Source organism: Terribacillus saccharophilus (genome assembly GCF_046592895.1).
GTDB lineage: Bacteria > Bacillota > Bacilli > Bacillales > Amphibacillaceae > Terribacillus > Terribacillus saccharophilus_D.
The window spans coordinates 118,125-134,441 of record NZ_JAWVPU010000002.1 but is presented as its reverse complement, the minus strand read 5'-3'; the positions used below and the strand labels follow the sequence as shown (position 1 = coordinate 134,441).

The window sequence follows — 16,317 nt, the reverse complement described above, 5'->3', positions numbered from 1 at the left end:
CTAATCTAATAATTTCCGCATCAGCATGTACATCCCGACACATAAAACAAGAGCTGTACCAATCAGGAACCCGAGTACCACTTTACTGGATTCTTCCTCTTCTGTATTGTCAGCCTGCTGTGCAGAAGCTGCCTCCGATTCATAATCCGGTGTAAACAGTTTGTCCTGTACTTCCTGCATTTGCGTACTTTTATCAATATCGAGTGTAAATACCTCATCTTGCAGACTGTTGAGTTCTTCCCGCTTGTTTGCAGCTTTTTGCTGAAGTTCTTCTGACGTTTCCGCTTCAAACAAATCAGGGTAGACTTTTTCTTTTTCTGTTTCACGATTGTCTGTTTGTCGGTCTTTGCCTTGTATTCGATCAATTTGCAGTTCCAGACTGCCGCGTTCACTTTCTTCACTGGAATGAATAGCTGCTGATACCTCTCCGGGGAGAAGTATCAGCAGTATTAGGGTGAATAGGAACGCCAGATTAACCAGTTTCAGTTTGGTCATCGGCTTCATCTACTCCTTTATCCGCTCGGTTGATGACGAGCAGGTTTAGCAGTGCACCGGCTAAAGCGGCAATGACTAAGATGAAGATTGCTACTGTGTAGTTTACAGATCCTTCCACGATGTTCATCATGAATGTCTCCATATACTGCAGCGGCGAAAATCGTTCAATTGTCGGGAAAGCAGTGCTTGCGGATCCGATTGCATCGGTGAAGAACAGATACACACCGAATACGGCCAGCAATATGAACATCCCGATCATTTTCGCCTGTCTCAGCAAATACGTAGCGACTAACAGCATACCTGCAATCAGCAATGCCATGACAGCTGTCAATAGAAGTTTGTTCAAATTATCGATCGGCAAGTAATAGCTTGATACGATACCGATGACAATGCCTTCAAGAAGGCCAAGTCCTGCTGTGATGATTGTGATTGGTGCATTCGCTGTCATCAGTGAATCTTCGGAAGCGAATTGATCATCTTGCCTGCGCTTCATATGCAGTGTCGAAATCACATAAGCGGTAAACAGCACTACGATGAAACTGATCAGCACAAGGTAGTAAGGTGTAAAGACTGTCTCACTTTGCGCAGTGATGGTTCCTTCGTTGCTTGTCTGTACCGGATTGGAAAGGAATTCATACAGATTCTCATTCTGTCTGTCCCCAACACGGCTGTTTTGCAGGACCTCTGTGAAATTCTGCGTAAAGCTTTGGTCATCCGATAGCTTGTCTGTCAGATCGGAAGCCAGCTGTTCGGCATCACTCACTAAGTTCGTACCGCTTTCTTCGATTGTGCTTGCTTGTGTGTTGATACGATCAAACGTGTCATATACTTGATCAGCTGTATTCATATTGCTTGAAGCTTGTTCAGCCAATGATTGACTGGACATCAGCAGCGGCTGGAATTCATCGCCTAGCGTAAGCACAGCTTGCTGTTCGCCCTGTGCATTGGTCTGAATTTCTGTCTGTCCCTCAAGCAGTGCCACCATTCCGTCACGCCAAGCGGTGACATTATCAATTGTCTCGCTGACACTATCATTTAGTACGGCTGCCTGTTCATTGGTCGCAGCTACTCTATCTGTTAATGTATCAGCGTTTGCCATCAGCTGCTGCAGCTGTTCTTGATAAGCAGCAACCTGTGAACGGAAGTTTTCTGCCGGCGCTTGCAGCTGTTCGGCTGCACTGCCGGCCATTTGGTCCGTCATATAAGTTACTAATACTTCCTTGACGTCTTTTTGATTGAACAAGTGATATAGGGAATCTTCTTTTGCATAACTTAAGATGTTATTTCCGTTAAGATCCGCAGGGAAATCCTCCCCCATTCCGAAGCCGAAATAGTTTTCGTACAGTGCGCCAAGCTTATTGTAATCCGAGAGAGAATCTGCGGCTGCTTGAACGAGCAACTCGGTTGTGCCTCCAAGATCAGCTGCAGGTGTACTGATGGTATGCTCGATCATATTATCCTTGATATACAATTTCTCTGGCTCTTCTGGTTTTTCTTCGTCTTCTTCAGGTTTTTCTTGTCCAGGTTCTTCTTTATCATCGGAATTGCCGTCATCATTTTCTGGTTTGTCTTCATCACCAGGCAGATCTGGCTTCTCTTCATTGCCTTTATCCGTATCATCATTGCCTGGTTCATTTCCTGGCTGCGAGGAAGGGTTGTCGGCTTTATCCTCGCCTTGTTCCTTACCTTCACCCGGAACGCTGTCTTCTTTATCTGCTTCTTGGTCTTGATCAGGGTTAGGTGCTTCCGTATCATCCTCTGATGTTAGCTCGTCATCCTGTTTCTCATCAGACGGCTGCTTGTCCCCATCATTTACGATGTTAAGGCTGGCCAGCACATTGCCTGACGTCGGAGCAAAGGCAAGGTCATCCGGCTTATCCACATCATCGATATCCTTTTGTTCCAATGACCAGCTCCACTCGACTGGTTTGAATACGTCAAATGCAGCGCCTCTTTCTTTTTTCAGGATAAGATTTACCGAAAACTCCCCTGCTTTATTAGGTGGCAGCTTCACTTCGCCGTTTGATAAGACTGGGCTCGTGTAATCTTTTTCCTCTTCATTTGGAAGCTTGATCCCTACATATGTCGGCGTGAATCCTTCTGGATATTGCAGACGGAAAATTTGGCCGTCTTTTTTATTTTCCGGGATTTTTACTGTATCTGATACTTGCAGCCCATCGGTGACTAGGCTATCATCCAGTCTGTCGAACACATCTTTTAATGGGACAGATGAATTTGAATTGTTGCCTGCATTCTGATTTAACGCGTTTTTATAAGCTTTTGTTGTATTTATTACATTGACAATCTCATTTTTCGTATCATTGTCCAAACCAAGATTTTCAAAGTCTTCCAAATCCGTCGATGGCAATTCCCGAATTGCGTCATTGATTTTATTCATAGCCGCTCGATTCGGATTATCCATCAGCATATTGATGATATCAACGTTGGATTCATCCGCTGTTCCTTCACCGATCGTTGCTCTGATTCTATCTCTCACTTTAGCTCGGAACGCTTCGTCGCTCTCTGACAGATAGTTATCGATATCTTCCTGGATTGCGGCAACACGCTCAGCCGCTGTTTCAATCTGCTGCTCCAGGTTTACAGAGCCTGAGTAAATCGTAGCAGTGTTAAGTGTTCCTGGTGTGTTCCGTGCTACAGCAGGTTCGCGCATGATCGATTGCGCAGTATTTTCCTGTTGTGCTGCGAACTGCTGATTGATTGCTTCATTCGTCGCTGACAGCTGTTCAAGCTGCTGTTCGACATCGGCTGCGGTTAAATTTTCACCATAGGAGTTCATCTGCTCTTGGAAGTTTGCTAGATTTTCTGCGTTGCCTTCCTTCAGCTGCATCAATCGATCCAGTTCAGTGACGAAATTCTGTCCGCCTTGTGTTTCCTCTACCAGCTGCTCTTCATAAGAGTTTAGAAGGTCTTCAAAACTGCTGAAGCTGTCTTTTGATGTTTCGGTGCCTTCACGTACAGCTCCGAATTGATCTGTATAACCAGATAACGGTTGATACACATTCGATGTGTAAGAATTCGTATAAACAGCCTGACGATTGACCATTTGACCGATGCTGTCTTGCGCATTCTGCAAGTTGCCGATAATGCTGGCAAAGTAAACATCAATGATTCTTCGGTTGAAGTCGTTCAGAACATTACTAGCTGTCTTTTCCGCCTGCTCTTTCAGCTGCGGATTTTCCGATGCGTTGATCTTGTAATCAAGCAAAACTTGTTCTGGTGCTTCTGAAGTTATATTTAATGATTTTTCGGAGAAGTCGTTCGGAATTACAATCATCATGTCATATGTATTATTCTTCAAGCCGTTTTCTGCAACTCCGCGACTTACTACGAACCAATCATTGCTGTCATTGTCATCCACCGAATTGACAAAAGCGTCCCCAAAGGATAAATCATTTCCATTAAAGGTGGCCCCGTCATCTTCGTTTACAAGTGCGATTGACATTAATTCTGTCTTGGGCTGTTCGGCCGTCTTGGTTGTTTCTTGATGCAATGTCAAGTAAGACAACCCAGATGCCAGCAGCACAATCAATACAAGAAACAATATCCATCTTTTATCAAATTTCTTCAATATATTCTCAACTCCTGGTGCCTCCAGTTAGCTTTGATGTTGTTGCGAGAAGGTTTTTTCACGAGTGCATTCAAAGTAATTGGGCTGCATAACATATGCGTCATGCAGCCCAACTGATTACCTCGGACAAAAAGCAGCCAAACTAGGTGCTTATCTGAAACCGAAATTTTGTGAAAGTGCTTCGTCTTGATCTCTTACAGCATCTGCAGTGCTAATCAACTGACGCTTGATATCATCCATTAGCTGGGAGAATTCAGTTACTTTTGGCTTCAACGCATCAAACTGCTCATCGAAACGAACGAATGCTTGACCTTCCCACTCAGCAGCAATCTGATCCTGCAAAGTAGTTAAAGTTCTAAGAATATCATTGATTTGCTCTGCACTCTGACCATACGTTTCTGCTCTTGATTTTAATTCCTCGGGGGTCATGCGGATTTGTCCGGACATGTACTCATCTCCTCAAATTGTTTATTTTTACAGAAGGTTTCATGTCTTCCAGTAAATGTATACCCGTAACCTTCTCAAGTAAATCCTAAAGAATGTAAAAATCAAAGTCAACGGAGGTTGAAAGGATTTCCAAAAATTAAGATATAAGTCCTGAACTCATCCAGGAATATGTCCCGCATTTGGAAACGGAATAATTTTGCACTATTATAAAAGTCTTATAATATGGAAATTTGAGGTTATTTGCTGAAAGGTAGCGAATTAGCTTGAATTAGAGATAAATCCAATGATAAAGCGATTTTTGTAAGGTTAAGATTTTGTAAAGAAAGATTCCACTTAGCAATTTCAGGAAATCTCAGCTTCAGACCAAAACTAAAATCATCATCATTGGAAACCTGATGAATTTCAATGTATAGAACAATTCCAAGCAGAGGATTCATATTCTAGTATGTTACCAGGCTTACATTCAACTATCTGACAAATCTCTGTTCGGTGTTTTCGGGTAAGGACCTCTCTTCTTGCTCCTTTTTTTAACAAAAATGGTTGCATCCTTTTCTCCTTTTGTATATATTGTATACATATTACATACACAATATTTTCTTTGAACATATCACGATGAAAGGAGAAAGGAGAAATGAATAAGTTGACTAGCATGGATAAAGCAAAATCCTTCAATCTGAAAAGGAGTTGGATCATCTCCATTGGTATATTCCTTCTTGTACAAGTAATCTTCTTTCTGGTCGATGGTACGGTCTGGGAACCGAATATTAACGATAGTAATGATTTCTTTCCCAGAATGTTCAGAAGTATTTTAGATTGGGAGCTTTTTACGGAATGGTTCACGCCTTATTCGTATCCATTTTTTAATATGGCTATGTTCATTCACATCACTGCACTGGTGATTACGACCATTGCAGATGTCATCGCAGTACTATTCTCCAAAAAATAGAATAAGAGGGATCACATGCAAATCATTATCTCGAACAATTCAAAGGAGCCGATTTATGAGCAGATTACCAATCAAATTAAATCCTCCATTTTATCAGGCGAACTGCCGGAGGGTGCTGCTATCCCTTCCATGCGCAAGCTCGCGCAGGATTTACAGATCAGCGTCATAACGACGAAACGAGCTTATGAAGAACTGGAGAAGGCCGGATTCATTTACTCCATTGTTGGCAAAGGGTCCTTTGTTGCAGAACAAGATTTGGAGTTCATCAAAGAGAAAAAACTCAAAGTGATTGAAGAGCAGCTGAGTGCTGTCATCGCTAATAGCCGGGAAATTGGTTTATCACTTGATGACTTGCAGCAGCTAGTAACAATCTTATATGAGGAGTGAGACATGTGGAGAACGTAATCGAATTTAATAATGTGTCGAAGAATTTCAAAGATTTCTCTGTTAAAAATATCAATCTGAATATCAAGCGTGGCTTCGTGCACGGATTTATCGGTGGAAATGGTGCTGGTAAGTCGACGACGATCAAGATGATGATGAATCTGCTGCAGCCGGATGCTGGTGAAGTGAAGATATTCGGCTTGGACTATAAGTCAGATGAGAAAGCGATCAAGGAACGAATCGGGTTTGTTTACGACGCTAACGTCTATTTTGAAGGACTGAATTTAAAAGATATAAAGAGAATTGTGGCACCAGCATATAAACATTGGGATAACGCTCTATTTTCTCAATATGTGGAGCAATTTGAGCTCCCGCTTAACAAACCGATTAAAAGTTTCTCCAAAGGTATGCAAATGAAAGCTGCCTTGGCAATCGCTTTGTCCCATCATGCCGAACTAATTATCATGGATGAGCCGACTGCAGGATTGGATCCTATTTTCAGACGCGAACTGCTTGGGGTTCTGCAGGAATTGATGCTGGACGGCAACCGTACCATCTTCTTCTCCACACATATCACCACAGATCTGAACCGCATCGCAGATTACATCGCCTTCATAAACCGCGGCGAATTAGTATTTAACAGTTCCATTCATGATATAATGGAAAATTATGCGCTCGTTAAAGGAAAAACAGAGTTTCTTGATCGTGATACAGAGAAAGCTTTCTTGCATGTAAACCGTTTATCAACAGGTTTTGAAGCATTGACGGAAGATGTGCATGCTGTGGAAAGTACCTTTGGAGATAACGTTATGATTGAAAGAGCCACACTTGAGGACATTATGTATCATTTGAAAGGCGGTGTACAGCATGTTTAATCTGATCAAGCGTGACTACATCATACAAAAATGGCAAATATTGATATATGCACTAATGGTTATATTTTTTGTTCTATTAGGAAGACATGATGCATATTTTATATTTCTGCTTGCCAGTATACTAGTACCAGTTAATATGATTGCTTACGATGAAAAACCAGAGACTAATATTCTATTGAATTCGCTGCCTTATACTCGCACTGAAATTATTACATCCCGCTTTCTTGGGACAATTGTTTCCATAATTTTCTCTACCATAGTCACGAGTATCTTACTGTATATATTCAACAAACCTTTTTCTATCACAGACATCACTATTGGCAGCAGCTTAGCTTTATTGTTATTGTCGTTTTATCTGCCTTTGACTTATATCCTAAAACCTGGTTATAGTGCCCCATTTGCCTTAGTCAGCTTCTTGATTTTAGCTGGCATCGCTCCCCCTATTGTGACTTATTTAGGGGGAAAACTTACATCCGTAACAGATTTCATCCTTAATCTATCGGTACCGATTTTCTATACGAGCGCCCTCCTCCTTGGCATTGTTATCTACGCCATTTCTTGGGGTGTCACTACCTTCATTTATCAGCGTAAAGCTTTTTAGTTTTAATTATGGTAAAGCGTATTCCGGTTAGCACTCGGATACGCTTTTTTCAATATAAGTATCTTTTAGCATGAGTAATTCATTCATCTTATTCCTTTCATACATCTCCAGCCTGTATTTTGGATTCTACTTTGTTAAACCCTAAACCCTTGACTGTTGGTTGGGGATAATCAATACCGTGTCCTCCTCCATCGATCGATAGTAATTTTAGTGTTTTTCATCCAACACTCCCTACCTCCACCATTTAAGCACCTTTTTAATACTGACATTCTACAAGACCCTTTCATTTCTGTGACCAGATTTAATGTTTTCAACATGAATAATCTCAACATTTCTTTAGGTTCTTACTTGTTCAGCTTTTTTATTTTCTTCTTATCTTAATCCTCACTTTGATTCCAACCCATAGGTTCATTAAAATTTTAGTTCTTCTGACTATAAATTTGTTCTAAAGCTGATACTTGTAGGTATAGATTTTCTAATGCACTCAAAATGCATACAATTGGCAATGAGAAGTCTTCAAAAGAAGTATCACTTATACCACTTTTAACTTCCATTCCGTTTTCTCTTGAATTACTATATAAGTAGCACATTAAAAGGGGACAGCAAAAATGAAAGACGAATTGAGATATATAGGGAAGAAAATACAAAAGAATAAGGACATTATCGCCGAATCCGTCCTATCAAACCTCGATTCGAAATTGAACCAAGAGCTTCGTATCCTATCTCTCCCGAAAGAAGAATTATCCGAGTTCAATGCGGAACTTGTGTTCAATATCGGTGCTATTCTTTTTGCAGAGGATAAAGAAGACGAAGTAAGGGAGAAGTTTCTTTGCTGGGGGGCTAAAGCCGGTAAATCCGCTACTGAAATGAATACTTCTTTGACTGCCACGCTGCAATATGTATCCGGCTTCCGGAGTGTTATTTGGGATGTATTTACGGAAGAGCTGGAGGAGCGTCATTTTGCTCCGATCACGATGCTGGATGTGTCGAAGATCATAGATCCGATGCTGGAGTTAGTCAGCTTTGAAATCGGGAAACAATTTGAGAATCATAACAGGAAGATGATGAATATCGCCTATAGTGCGCTGGAGGAGCTTTCGGTACCAGTCGTTCCTATTTTTGAAGGTTTGGCTGTCATACCCATTGTAGGTGACATCGATACGCACCGGGCCCAGCTGATCATGGAAACGGCGTTAACTCAAGGCAATGCCTTGGAGCTGAATCAACTCGTGTTGGATGTTTCTGGTGTGGTGATGATTGATACTATGGTGGCAGATCAGATCTATCAAATTGTGCAATCGCTTAAGCTCAGTGGGATTGAAACAATCATCACGGGTATCCGTCCAGAAATAGCGCAAACGATGGTATCGCTCGGCTTGAATTTCAAATCGCTCACCACTTCGTCGAACTTAAAGAATTCATTGCATCAATTAGGATATGGCAAATTGGACAACACTGGTAAAAAGGGCTGATTACGATCAGCTCTTTTTTTTACGGCTTACTTCCTCCTTCTTATGTAAATCTCTTCTTCTCTCCTACTTCTCAAAAATTGCTTGAACTACTCATACTCACTTTGTTATTGGGGCAGATTATAAAGGATAATTACCAGAACGGAGGAAAATCCCATGTCAACTGAACCTATAATCATCGATAGCATCATCAATGGTAAGAAACACAAATCAGAAAAGCAAGCCCCTCGCGAGAACCCTGCTAACCCAGATGAAATCGTCGGCTATGCACCACTGAATACGAGAGCAGAAACAGTCCAAGCAATCGATGCAGCCGATGCAGCTTTTACAACTTGGCGCGAGACTTCTTTTGAAGATCGAATCGATCGCATGAGGCGTGCTATCCAGAACATCAAGGATAAAACTCCAGAAATAGCAGCGCTGCTGACGCGTGAGCACGGTAAAGCATTGTATGATGCCGAAGGGGAAATTGCTGTTTCCCTGATGTGGATGGAATTCGCATGTGATAATATTGGCGACGTCCTTAAGAATGAAGTACATGAACATAACGGCGGCAAGACGATTATCGCCCGGGATGCAGTTGGTGTCGTCACGGCCATCTCTCCTTGGAACTATCCCATTTCCCTTTCGACCATCAAAATAGCCCCCGCTTTGCTGGCAGGTAATACGATGGTGCTGAAACCAAGTCCGCTGGCCCCGCTTGCTGTCAGTAAAGTAACGGAGCTGATTGCGGATGAATTCCCTCCCGGTGTTTTGAATTTTGTGCATGGCGAAGCCGAGGTTGGTGTCGAACTCACATCCAATCCGAAAGTAGCCAAGATCGCTTTCACAGGCGGAACGGAAACGGCCAAACATATCATGAAAGCAGCAGCCGATACAATCAAGCATATGACGCTGGAACTTGGCGGCAATGATGCAGCAGTTGTACTGGATGATTTTAATGTACATGATGAGAAGGCCATGCGCCGAATTGTCGTTTCGAACTTCCTGACAGCTGGTCAGATCTGTATGATTGCCAAACGTGTCTATGTACATGAATCGATTTTTGATCAGTTCGTTGAAAAATACCGGGAAGCTGCCGATAAATGGATCAGAGTCGGAGACCCATTCGATAAAAACGTCACGATAGGTCCCGTCAACAATAAAAAGCAAATGGAATTTGTCCAAAGTCTGATAGATGATAGTAAGCAAAAAGGCGCGGAAGTCATCAAACTTGGAAAAGTGATGGATGAGGAATTATACAAGCAAGGCTATTTTATGCAGCCTACCCTTGTGCTTGGCGCAGATTATGACGATCCGATTGTGTCACAGGAACAATTTGGTCCCACTGTACCAATACTTCCATTCAAAGACGACAAGCATGCAATTCAGCTTGCCAATAATAGCATTTACGGTCTGACAAGTTCTGTATGGGGCAAAGAGGAACACGCCATAGAAGTAGCAAAACATATACAAGCAGGTACGACGATGATCAATACGGCTGCCATCCAAGGGCTCGATGTCCGTTTTCCTTTCGGCGGGGTGAAGCAATCCGGCATAGGACGGGAATATGGTAAAGAAGGTTTGCTCGCTTATTCGGAAACGCATGTCATCAATATGCCTAAGGTATTGGATTTGCCTTATATTCCGGAATGAACCATTAAAGCAGTGCTTCCGCTCGGTTGCACTGCTTTTTGCTCTGGTAAACATAACTTTTCATTTGTTATCCGTCAAATACTAGATACCTGGACACTTTCGAAGAAGCTGAAAAAAACCGCCCTAAATTCTGGTGGATGCATTTGGCAGGACGACGGCTATGCAACGGAGCGCGGATTCAATGGCTGTGCCACTGAACAGGATGCGAATGATGAACCTACAAACAGCCAACCGAAGGACAACAAATTTCGCCAACTGTACTGCATTAAGAAAAACATACCCTGACGGTGTGCCAGCTCCCACCCTGCTTACCAACGTAAGTTTAACCGGGATAAGGATGATGAGGCGTGTGAATGAGAAAAAACAGTACTTCTGTTACGCTACTCCACCCCTTCAGTCTTTCAAACATGACAACGGCTCTGATTTTTGTTTATAGTGAAGAAGACTTTATTTAAAGGAGAATGTTTTATGAGCAAAACAGCATACTGGAAAGAAAACTGGCTGCGGCACCGTAATGTGCTGATCAGCCTGCTTGACCAAATCCAAGAAGGACATCTTGATTTCAAACCATGGGAAAATGCAATGACATTGCGTGACTTGGCTCTTCACATAGCGGGATCTAGTGAGATGTTTGTCAAAATGGTCAAGACAGAAACAATGTCGGCTCCTGATCTTCCTGAAGTTAATACAATGGATGATTTAAGGAAAGTGGTAAAGCAATTCACGGATCAAACAGCACAAGCTTTCGATGCTATTACGGATGAAGAACTATCGTTACAAAATGAAGCCAAAATCCCTGGCATGCAGGGTAAAAAAGAACTTTATCTGCAAGCAATATATGATCACGAAATTCATCACAAAGGACAATTATTCATTTACGCCCGTCTAGTCGGTGCAACAGACCTTCCTTTCTTCCGTTAATCAAAACCTTACAGCTCCATTGCTGTAAGGTTTTTTCCCATCTAGTACAAATTCCCTTTTTTATTTTCATATTTTTACAAAAACTGCTATACAAGATTCCAACTCCGATATATAATCTTCTAAACACATCTTAGAAAATAGTGAATGAGGGATTAAAATGGCGTATGTGATCATGCGTGAAGAAAAGGATACCGTCCGCTGCCTGACTGAAGCCAATAGCACGATGTGTAAGTTGTTTGATACAAAAGAGGAAGCCGAATTGATGAAAAAGCAGCTTATTGCAGAAACTGCAGTAAATATTCACTGGTTCATCGTTGAGATGTAAACATCTAACCATCCAAACCCTTCCAGGCAAATAGCCGTGATCAATACGAGCTCCTTGCCTGTTTTTTTATATACAGCAGCTACTCCAGACAGTGACCTCGTGAGAATTATCCCAAATCATAAAAATGGAAAGACTAATCAGTCTCTCCTTTCCATCATGCTATTTTATTTCCATAGTGTCTAATGAGTAAGTAACAAAGGTTTTTCGTATATTGCTCCGGTCATTAGCTGTAAAGCCACTCCCCAAACGTGCATTTTAGAGTGGAACATTCTCTCCCTCCTTAACTTCTGGCTTGTATTTGCAACATCATATTTTCCATGTAGTGGAAAATGACTTGAAAAACTAATAGTATTAGTTTATAGTTTAACTAATACTATTAGTTTGGAGGGTGTTTCATGCGAATCCGAAAACATGACAATCTATATCAGCTGACTTTCATGCCCCAATTATTTCCGGTGAATTGTTATCTTATCGAAGAGGACGATGATTTAACATTGGTTGATGCAGCCATGCCATCTTCAGCACAAGCCATTCTTTCAGCTGCCCGCACAATCGGCAAACCAATAAGAAGGATTGTATTGACACATGCACATGCTGACCATATTGGAGCATTGGACAGCTTGCATGCTGCTTTGCCTGATGCAGAAATCATGGTGTCAAAAATGGAATGGGATATACTTCAACATCAGATGAATACACAAGATGGCCATTCGATTAAAGGCAGTTATCCTAAAAATATCAAGACCGTACCAGATGTGTTCCTCGACGAAGGCGATCGAGTCGGTTCACTGGAAGTGATAGCCTCACCTGGACACTCGCCGGGTTTATTAGCATTATATGACCGTCGTAATGGTGCAGTTTTAGCAGGTGATGCTTTTCAGGTACGGGGCGGGCTAGCGGTATCCGGTGACATAAGATGGCTGTTCCCATTCCCTGCCTGGGGTACGTGGCATAAAGCGCGTTCCATTCAATCTGCCCAAAAGCTGGTTGACCTGAAGCCTGAGATCTTGGCAACCGGACACGGTGATATGCTCCACTCCCCTGTTCCCATGATGAAGCAAGCCATTTTACGCGCTGAAAAAAGGATAAAGACACATGCCTAGAATGCAGCTCACCAAAACGATGATCATAGACACCGCATTATCTTTAGCTGGACAGTATGGCTATCAAGCTGTCACGATGGCTAATATTGCCCGCTCACTGACAATAAAGCCTCCATCACTATACAATCATTTCAAGAACTTGGAGGAAATCAAGCAAGGCATGGCCGAAGCTGCTCAGAAGCAGCTTTATATTGCTTTAAAAGGCACAGAAAAGAGAACCCAGCCATTATTGTCACTGGCAGTGGCTTATGTGCAATTCGGCAGGAACAACCCTGGTTTATATGTCTCTTCCCTGCCAGGAGGGAACGGGGAATATGCCGATGCAATACTGCAGCTAATAAGTGATGCCTTTCTTCCTTATCATTTAGAAAAGGAGGAAAAAATTCATGCCATCCGCGGCTACCGAAGTATGCTGCATGGTTTTATTGATCTAGACAATCATGATGGATTCAAGCTTGCTGTTAGTTTGGAGGATTCATTGAAAAGAATGATTTATATATTTGAAAGAGGATTGCAATCGTAAATTAACTGCCGGCAAAACTGTAAAAGTACTGTCCTGATGATGGAAGATGTAAAGAAACAGTAAGCAATATACTTAATCAATGATTTCATTTTTTTGCTTATTCTTCATTACCTTTTCAGTAATAAAACCTACTATGGTACCAATCAATACTGGAATTAAAGATCCCCCTGCTTCAAACACGACTTCTTCCGATGAATGTGTTTCATAGAAGGTCCAGCTTAGTAGAGTGATATCAAATGAATTTCCGATAGTATACAAAAATACTATTGTTAGTATCGATGCAAGTAGAGGAAACCAGAATTGCTTTTTATGCATTGTGACACCCTTTTCCTTATAGTGACGTTGGCTCTGGTTATATTATATTCGCTTTTTCTGTAAAAATAAACCATTTACAGACAACAAAACGGAACTCTGCTTGAGAGTTCCGTTTTGTTGTCTCAGTAGTTCGAATCACTTCCAAAGAAGTTCTTGAACGATTGAATATTCGTTGCCCGGTTCATTTCGGCAATTGACGTTGTCAATGGTATGCCTTTTGGACAAACCTGCACGCAGTTCTGCGAGTTACCGCAGCTGCCGATGCCGCCTTCTCCCATCAATGCTTCCAGTCGTTCTGCTTTGTTCATGGAGCCAGTTGGGTGAGCGTTGAAAAGACGTACTTGGGAAATCGGTGCCGGCCCGATGAAGTCCGATTTATCGTTAACGTTAGGACAAGCTTCCAGGCACACACCGCAGGTCATGCACTTGGAAAGCTCATAAGCCCATTGCCGTTTCTTCTCCGGCATCCGCGGGCCAGGTCCGAGATCGTACGTTCCATCGATCGGTACCCATGCTTTAACTTTCTTCAGGCTGTCAAACATCTGTGAGCGGTCGACGGCCAAGTCCCGGATGATCGGGAATGTTGACATCGGCTCCAGACGGATGGGCTGCTCCAGCTTGTCGATCAAAGCTGCACAGGATTGTCTTGGTTCTCCATTGATGACCATGGAACAAGCGCCGCAGACCTCTTCCAAGCAGTTCATATCCCAGTAGATAGGTGTCGTGTCTTGACCGTCTGCATTCACTGGGTTTCTCCGGATTTCCATCAAAGCCGAAATGACATTCATATTCTCCCGGTATGGTACCTCGAACGTTTCTTCATAAGGAGCGCTGCTCGGATCGTTTTGACGCGTCACAATGATTGTAATCATCTCTTGTTTCGTTTTCGTCGCTTCCATTATGCTTTTGCCTCCTTCGCTTTCGCTTGGCTGTAGTCACGTTTTCTTGGCACGATATAGGAAGTGTCGACTTCTTCATAGTAGATATCAGGTGAGTTGGTGGATTCATCATATCGAGCCATCGTTGTTTTCAAGAATTCCTCATCATTACGTTCTGGGAATTCCGGTTTATAATGAGCTCCGCGGCTTTCATTCCGCTGATAAGCTCCGATTGTCATCACACGGGCCAAGTGCAGCATATTTTTCAGCTGACGGGTGAACATGACGCCTTGGTTGCTCCAAAGCGATGTATCGTGGATGTTGATGTGATTCCAGCGTTCCTGCAGCTCCTGCAACTTATCATCCGTTTTGAGAAGCTTGCTGTTCTCACGGACCACCGTCACATTATCCGTCATCCATTCCCCTAATTCACGATGCAGCTTGTACGCATTTTCCTTGCCGTCCATTTTGATCATTTTATCGAAATTCGCCTGCTCCTTGGCAAGTGCATCATCGAATAGTTTGCTGGAGATATCATCTGCATGCTTATCCAGGCCATCGATATATTTGATTGCATTCGGGCCGGCGACCATTCCGCCGTAAATCGCGGACAGAAGGGAGTTCGCTCCAAGACGGTTCGCGCCGTGCTGGGAATAATCACATTCCCCTGCTGCAAAGATGCCTGGGATATTCGTCATTTGGTCATCGCTGATCCAAAGACCGCCCATACTGTAATGAACTGCTGGGAAGATCTTCATCGGTACCTTGCGCGGATCATCACCTGCGAACTTCTCATAAATTTCGATGATACCGCCCAGTTTGACATCCAGCTCTTTCGGATCTTTATGGGACAAGTCCAGGTAAACCATGTTCTCGCCATTGATGCCGAGTTTCTGATTCACACATACATCGAAAATCTCACGCGTTGCGATATCACGAGGTACGAGGTTACCGTATGCCGGATATTTTTCTTCGAGGAAGTACCAAGGCTCCCCGTCTTTATATGTCCAGACACGTCCGCCTTCCCCGCGAGCTGATTCACTCATCAGGCGGAGCTTATCATCGCCGGGTATTGCTGTTGGGTGGATCTGGATGAACTCTCCATTCGCATAAATTGCACCTTGTTCATACAATGCACCAGCTGCAGAACCAGTGTTGATGATGGAGTTCGTCGATTTACCGAAGATGATGCCAGGGCCGCCTGTTGCCATGATGACAGCATCCGCCCTGATGGCGCGCAATTCATGGGATTGGATGTTCTGCGTCAGGATGCCGCGTCCGATACCTTCCTCATCGATGATGGCATGAACGAATTCCCAGCCTTCATATTTCGTGACAAGTCCAGCTGTTTCATAGCGGCGCACCTGCTCATCAAGTGCATATAATAGCTGCTGACCAGTCGTCGCTCCGGCATATGCTGTCCGGTGATACTGCGTGCCCCCGAAACGGCGGAAATCAAGCAATCCTTCTGGTGTCCGGTTAAACATGACGCCCATCCGGTCCAGCATATGGATGATGCTCGGTGCAGCGTCACACATCCCTTTGACCGGTCCTTGATTGGCAAGGAAATCGCCGCCATAGACCGTGTCGTCGAAGTGCTCGAAAGTGGAGTCGCCTTCCCCTTTTGTATTTACCGCTCCATTAATGCCTCCTTGTGCACAAACAGAGTGTGATCGTTTTACCGGAACAATGGATAATAAATCTACATGAACGCCGGCTTCTGCTGCTTTGATGGTTGCCATCAAGCCAGCTAGTCCCCCGCCGACTACAACTATATTTCTTTTACTCATTTCTTTAAGTCCCCTCTCTTA

The 16,317-nt window shown here is 43.1% G+C and carries 16 protein-coding genes; 10 read left to right on the top strand and 6 right to left on the bottom strand.

The features are described from left to right. The 3 genes from essA to SFC66_RS06345 form a co-directional block, all read right to left on the bottom strand. A complete protein-coding gene (essA, locus tag SFC66_RS06355; protein WP_411217881.1) occupies positions 1 to 495 on the bottom strand; it encodes a type VII secretion protein EssA in 495 nt (164 codons plus the stop codon). Continuing rightward, on the bottom strand, positions 473 to 4,084 hold the full coding sequence (gene esaA / locus SFC66_RS06350; RefSeq protein ID WP_411217880.1) for a type VII secretion protein EsaA: 3,612 nt from the start codon (positions 4,082 to 4,084) through the stop codon (positions 473 to 475). The genes essA and esaA overlap by 23 nt, the downstream gene beginning before the upstream one ends. A gap of 150 nt (positions 4,085 to 4,234) precedes the next feature. Next, complete coding sequence (locus SFC66_RS06345) at positions 4,235 to 4,531, bottom strand: WXG100 family type VII secretion target (RefSeq protein ID WP_411217879.1); 297 nt, start codon at positions 4,529 to 4,531, stop codon at positions 4,235 to 4,237. Between the two features lie 631 nt (positions 4,532 to 5,162). Here SFC66_RS06345 and SFC66_RS06340 point away from each other — a divergent pair. From SFC66_RS06340 to SFC66_RS06295, 10 genes are all read left to right on the top strand, one after another. Next, a complete protein-coding gene (locus SFC66_RS06340; protein ID WP_411217878.1) occupies positions 5,163 to 5,477 on the top strand; it encodes a YfzA family protein in 315 nt (104 codons plus the stop codon). A 15-nt stretch (positions 5,478 to 5,492) separates the two neighbouring features. Further along, positions 5,493 to 5,864, top strand: coding sequence for a GntR family transcriptional regulator (locus tag SFC66_RS06335; RefSeq protein ID WP_411217877.1), 372 nt, complete (start codon positions 5,493 to 5,495; stop codon positions 5,862 to 5,864). Between the two features lie 5 nt (positions 5,865 to 5,869). Continuing rightward, positions 5,870 to 6,736, top strand: a complete 867-nt coding sequence (locus SFC66_RS06330) for an ABC transporter ATP-binding protein (protein WP_411217876.1) — start codon at positions 5,870 to 5,872, stop codon at positions 6,734 to 6,736. Beyond that, positions 6,729 to 7,337, top strand: coding sequence for an ABC-2 transporter permease (locus SFC66_RS06325; protein WP_411217875.1), 609 nt, complete (start codon positions 6,729 to 6,731; stop codon positions 7,335 to 7,337). Before SFC66_RS06330 ends, SFC66_RS06325 begins: the two co-directional genes overlap by 8 nt. Before the next feature lie 608 nt (positions 7,338 to 7,945). Then, positions 7,946 to 8,809 (top strand): STAS domain-containing protein, encoded by an 864-nt coding sequence (locus SFC66_RS06320; RefSeq protein ID WP_411217874.1) that lies wholly within the window; start codon positions 7,946 to 7,948, stop codon positions 8,807 to 8,809. A gap of 153 nt (positions 8,810 to 8,962) precedes the next feature. Beyond that, a complete protein-coding gene (locus tag SFC66_RS06315; RefSeq protein WP_411217873.1) occupies positions 8,963 to 10,441 on the top strand; it encodes an aldehyde dehydrogenase family protein in 1,479 nt (492 codons plus the stop codon). Positions 10,442 to 10,909: 468 nt separating this feature from the next. Next, the gene (locus tag SFC66_RS06310; protein ID WP_411217872.1) at positions 10,910 to 11,362 is read left to right on the top strand and encodes a DinB family protein; all 453 of its coding nucleotides are present in this window, start codon (positions 10,910 to 10,912) and stop codon (positions 11,360 to 11,362) included. A gap of 157 nt (positions 11,363 to 11,519) precedes the next feature. After that, positions 11,520 to 11,687, top strand: coding sequence for a hypothetical protein (locus SFC66_RS06305; protein WP_411217871.1), 168 nt, complete (start codon positions 11,520 to 11,522; stop codon positions 11,685 to 11,687). 395 nt (positions 11,688 to 12,082) lie between these two features. Then, complete coding sequence (locus SFC66_RS06300) at positions 12,083 to 12,790, top strand: MBL fold metallo-hydrolase (protein ID WP_411217870.1); 708 nt, start codon at positions 12,083 to 12,085, stop codon at positions 12,788 to 12,790. Then, positions 12,783 to 13,313, top strand: a complete 531-nt coding sequence (locus SFC66_RS06295) for a TetR/AcrR family transcriptional regulator (protein WP_411217869.1) — start codon at positions 12,783 to 12,785, stop codon at positions 13,311 to 13,313. Before SFC66_RS06300 ends, SFC66_RS06295 begins: the two co-directional genes overlap by 8 nt. A 72-nt stretch (positions 13,314 to 13,385) precedes the next feature. Here SFC66_RS06295 and SFC66_RS06290 read toward each other — a convergent pair whose 3' ends face one another. From SFC66_RS06290 to sdhA, 3 genes are all read right to left on the bottom strand, one after another. Continuing rightward, complete coding sequence (locus SFC66_RS06290; RefSeq protein ID WP_411217868.1) at positions 13,386 to 13,628, bottom strand: ATPase; 243 nt, start codon at positions 13,626 to 13,628, stop codon at positions 13,386 to 13,388. Between the two features lie 122 nt (positions 13,629 to 13,750). Beyond that, a complete protein-coding gene (gene sdhB, locus SFC66_RS06285) occupies positions 13,751 to 14,527 on the bottom strand; it encodes a succinate dehydrogenase iron-sulfur subunit (RefSeq protein ID WP_411217867.1) in 777 nt (258 codons plus the stop codon). After that, on the bottom strand, positions 14,527 to 16,296 hold the full coding sequence (sdhA, locus tag SFC66_RS06280; RefSeq protein ID WP_411217866.1) for a succinate dehydrogenase flavoprotein subunit: 1,770 nt from the start codon (positions 16,294 to 16,296) through the stop codon (positions 14,527 to 14,529). The genes sdhB and sdhA overlap by 1 nt, the downstream gene beginning before the upstream one ends. Positions 16,297 to 16,317 lie beyond the last annotated feature (21 nt).

Excerpts from the sequence above, each read along its gene's own strand:
- SFC66_RS06315 (WP_411217873.1), top strand. The coding sequence starts at position 8,963 with ATGTCAACTGAACCTATAATCATCGATAGCATCATCAATGGTAAGAAA.
- SFC66_RS06295 (WP_411217869.1), top strand. The coding sequence starts at position 12,783 with ATGCCTAGAATGCAGCTCACCAAAACGATGATCATAGACACCGCATTA.
- SFC66_RS06345 (WP_411217879.1), bottom strand. The coding sequence starts at position 4,531 with ATGTCCGGACAAATCCGCATGACCCCCGAGGAATTAAAATCAAGAGCA.
- SFC66_RS06310 (WP_411217872.1), top strand. The coding sequence starts at position 10,910 with ATGAGCAAAACAGCATACTGGAAAGAAAACTGGCTGCGGCACCGTAAT.
- sdhA (WP_411217866.1), bottom strand. The coding sequence starts at position 16,296 with ATGAGTAAAAGAAATATAGTTGTAGTCGGCGGGGGACTAGCTGGCTTG.
- essA (WP_411217881.1), bottom strand. The coding sequence starts at position 495 with ATGACCAAACTGAAACTGGTTAATCTGGCGTTCCTATTCACCCTAATA.
- SFC66_RS06300 (WP_411217870.1), top strand. The coding sequence starts at position 12,083 with ATGCGAATCCGAAAACATGACAATCTATATCAGCTGACTTTCATGCCC.
- SFC66_RS06320 (WP_411217874.1), top strand. The coding sequence starts at position 7,946 with ATGAAAGACGAATTGAGATATATAGGGAAGAAAATACAAAAGAATAAG.
- SFC66_RS06340 (WP_411217878.1), top strand. The coding sequence starts at position 5,163 with ATGAATAAGTTGACTAGCATGGATAAAGCAAAATCCTTCAATCTGAAA.
- SFC66_RS06335 (WP_411217877.1), top strand. The coding sequence starts at position 5,493 with ATGCAAATCATTATCTCGAACAATTCAAAGGAGCCGATTTATGAGCAG.
- sdhB (WP_411217867.1), bottom strand. The coding sequence starts at position 14,527 with ATGGAAGCGACGAAAACGAAACAAGAGATGATTACAATCATTGTGACG.
- SFC66_RS06305 (WP_411217871.1), top strand. The coding sequence starts at position 11,520 with ATGGCGTATGTGATCATGCGTGAAGAAAAGGATACCGTCCGCTGCCTG.
- SFC66_RS06290 (WP_411217868.1), bottom strand. The coding sequence starts at position 13,628 with ATGCATAAAAAGCAATTCTGGTTTCCTCTACTTGCATCGATACTAACA.
- SFC66_RS06325 (WP_411217875.1), top strand. The coding sequence starts at position 6,729 with ATGTTTAATCTGATCAAGCGTGACTACATCATACAAAAATGGCAAATA.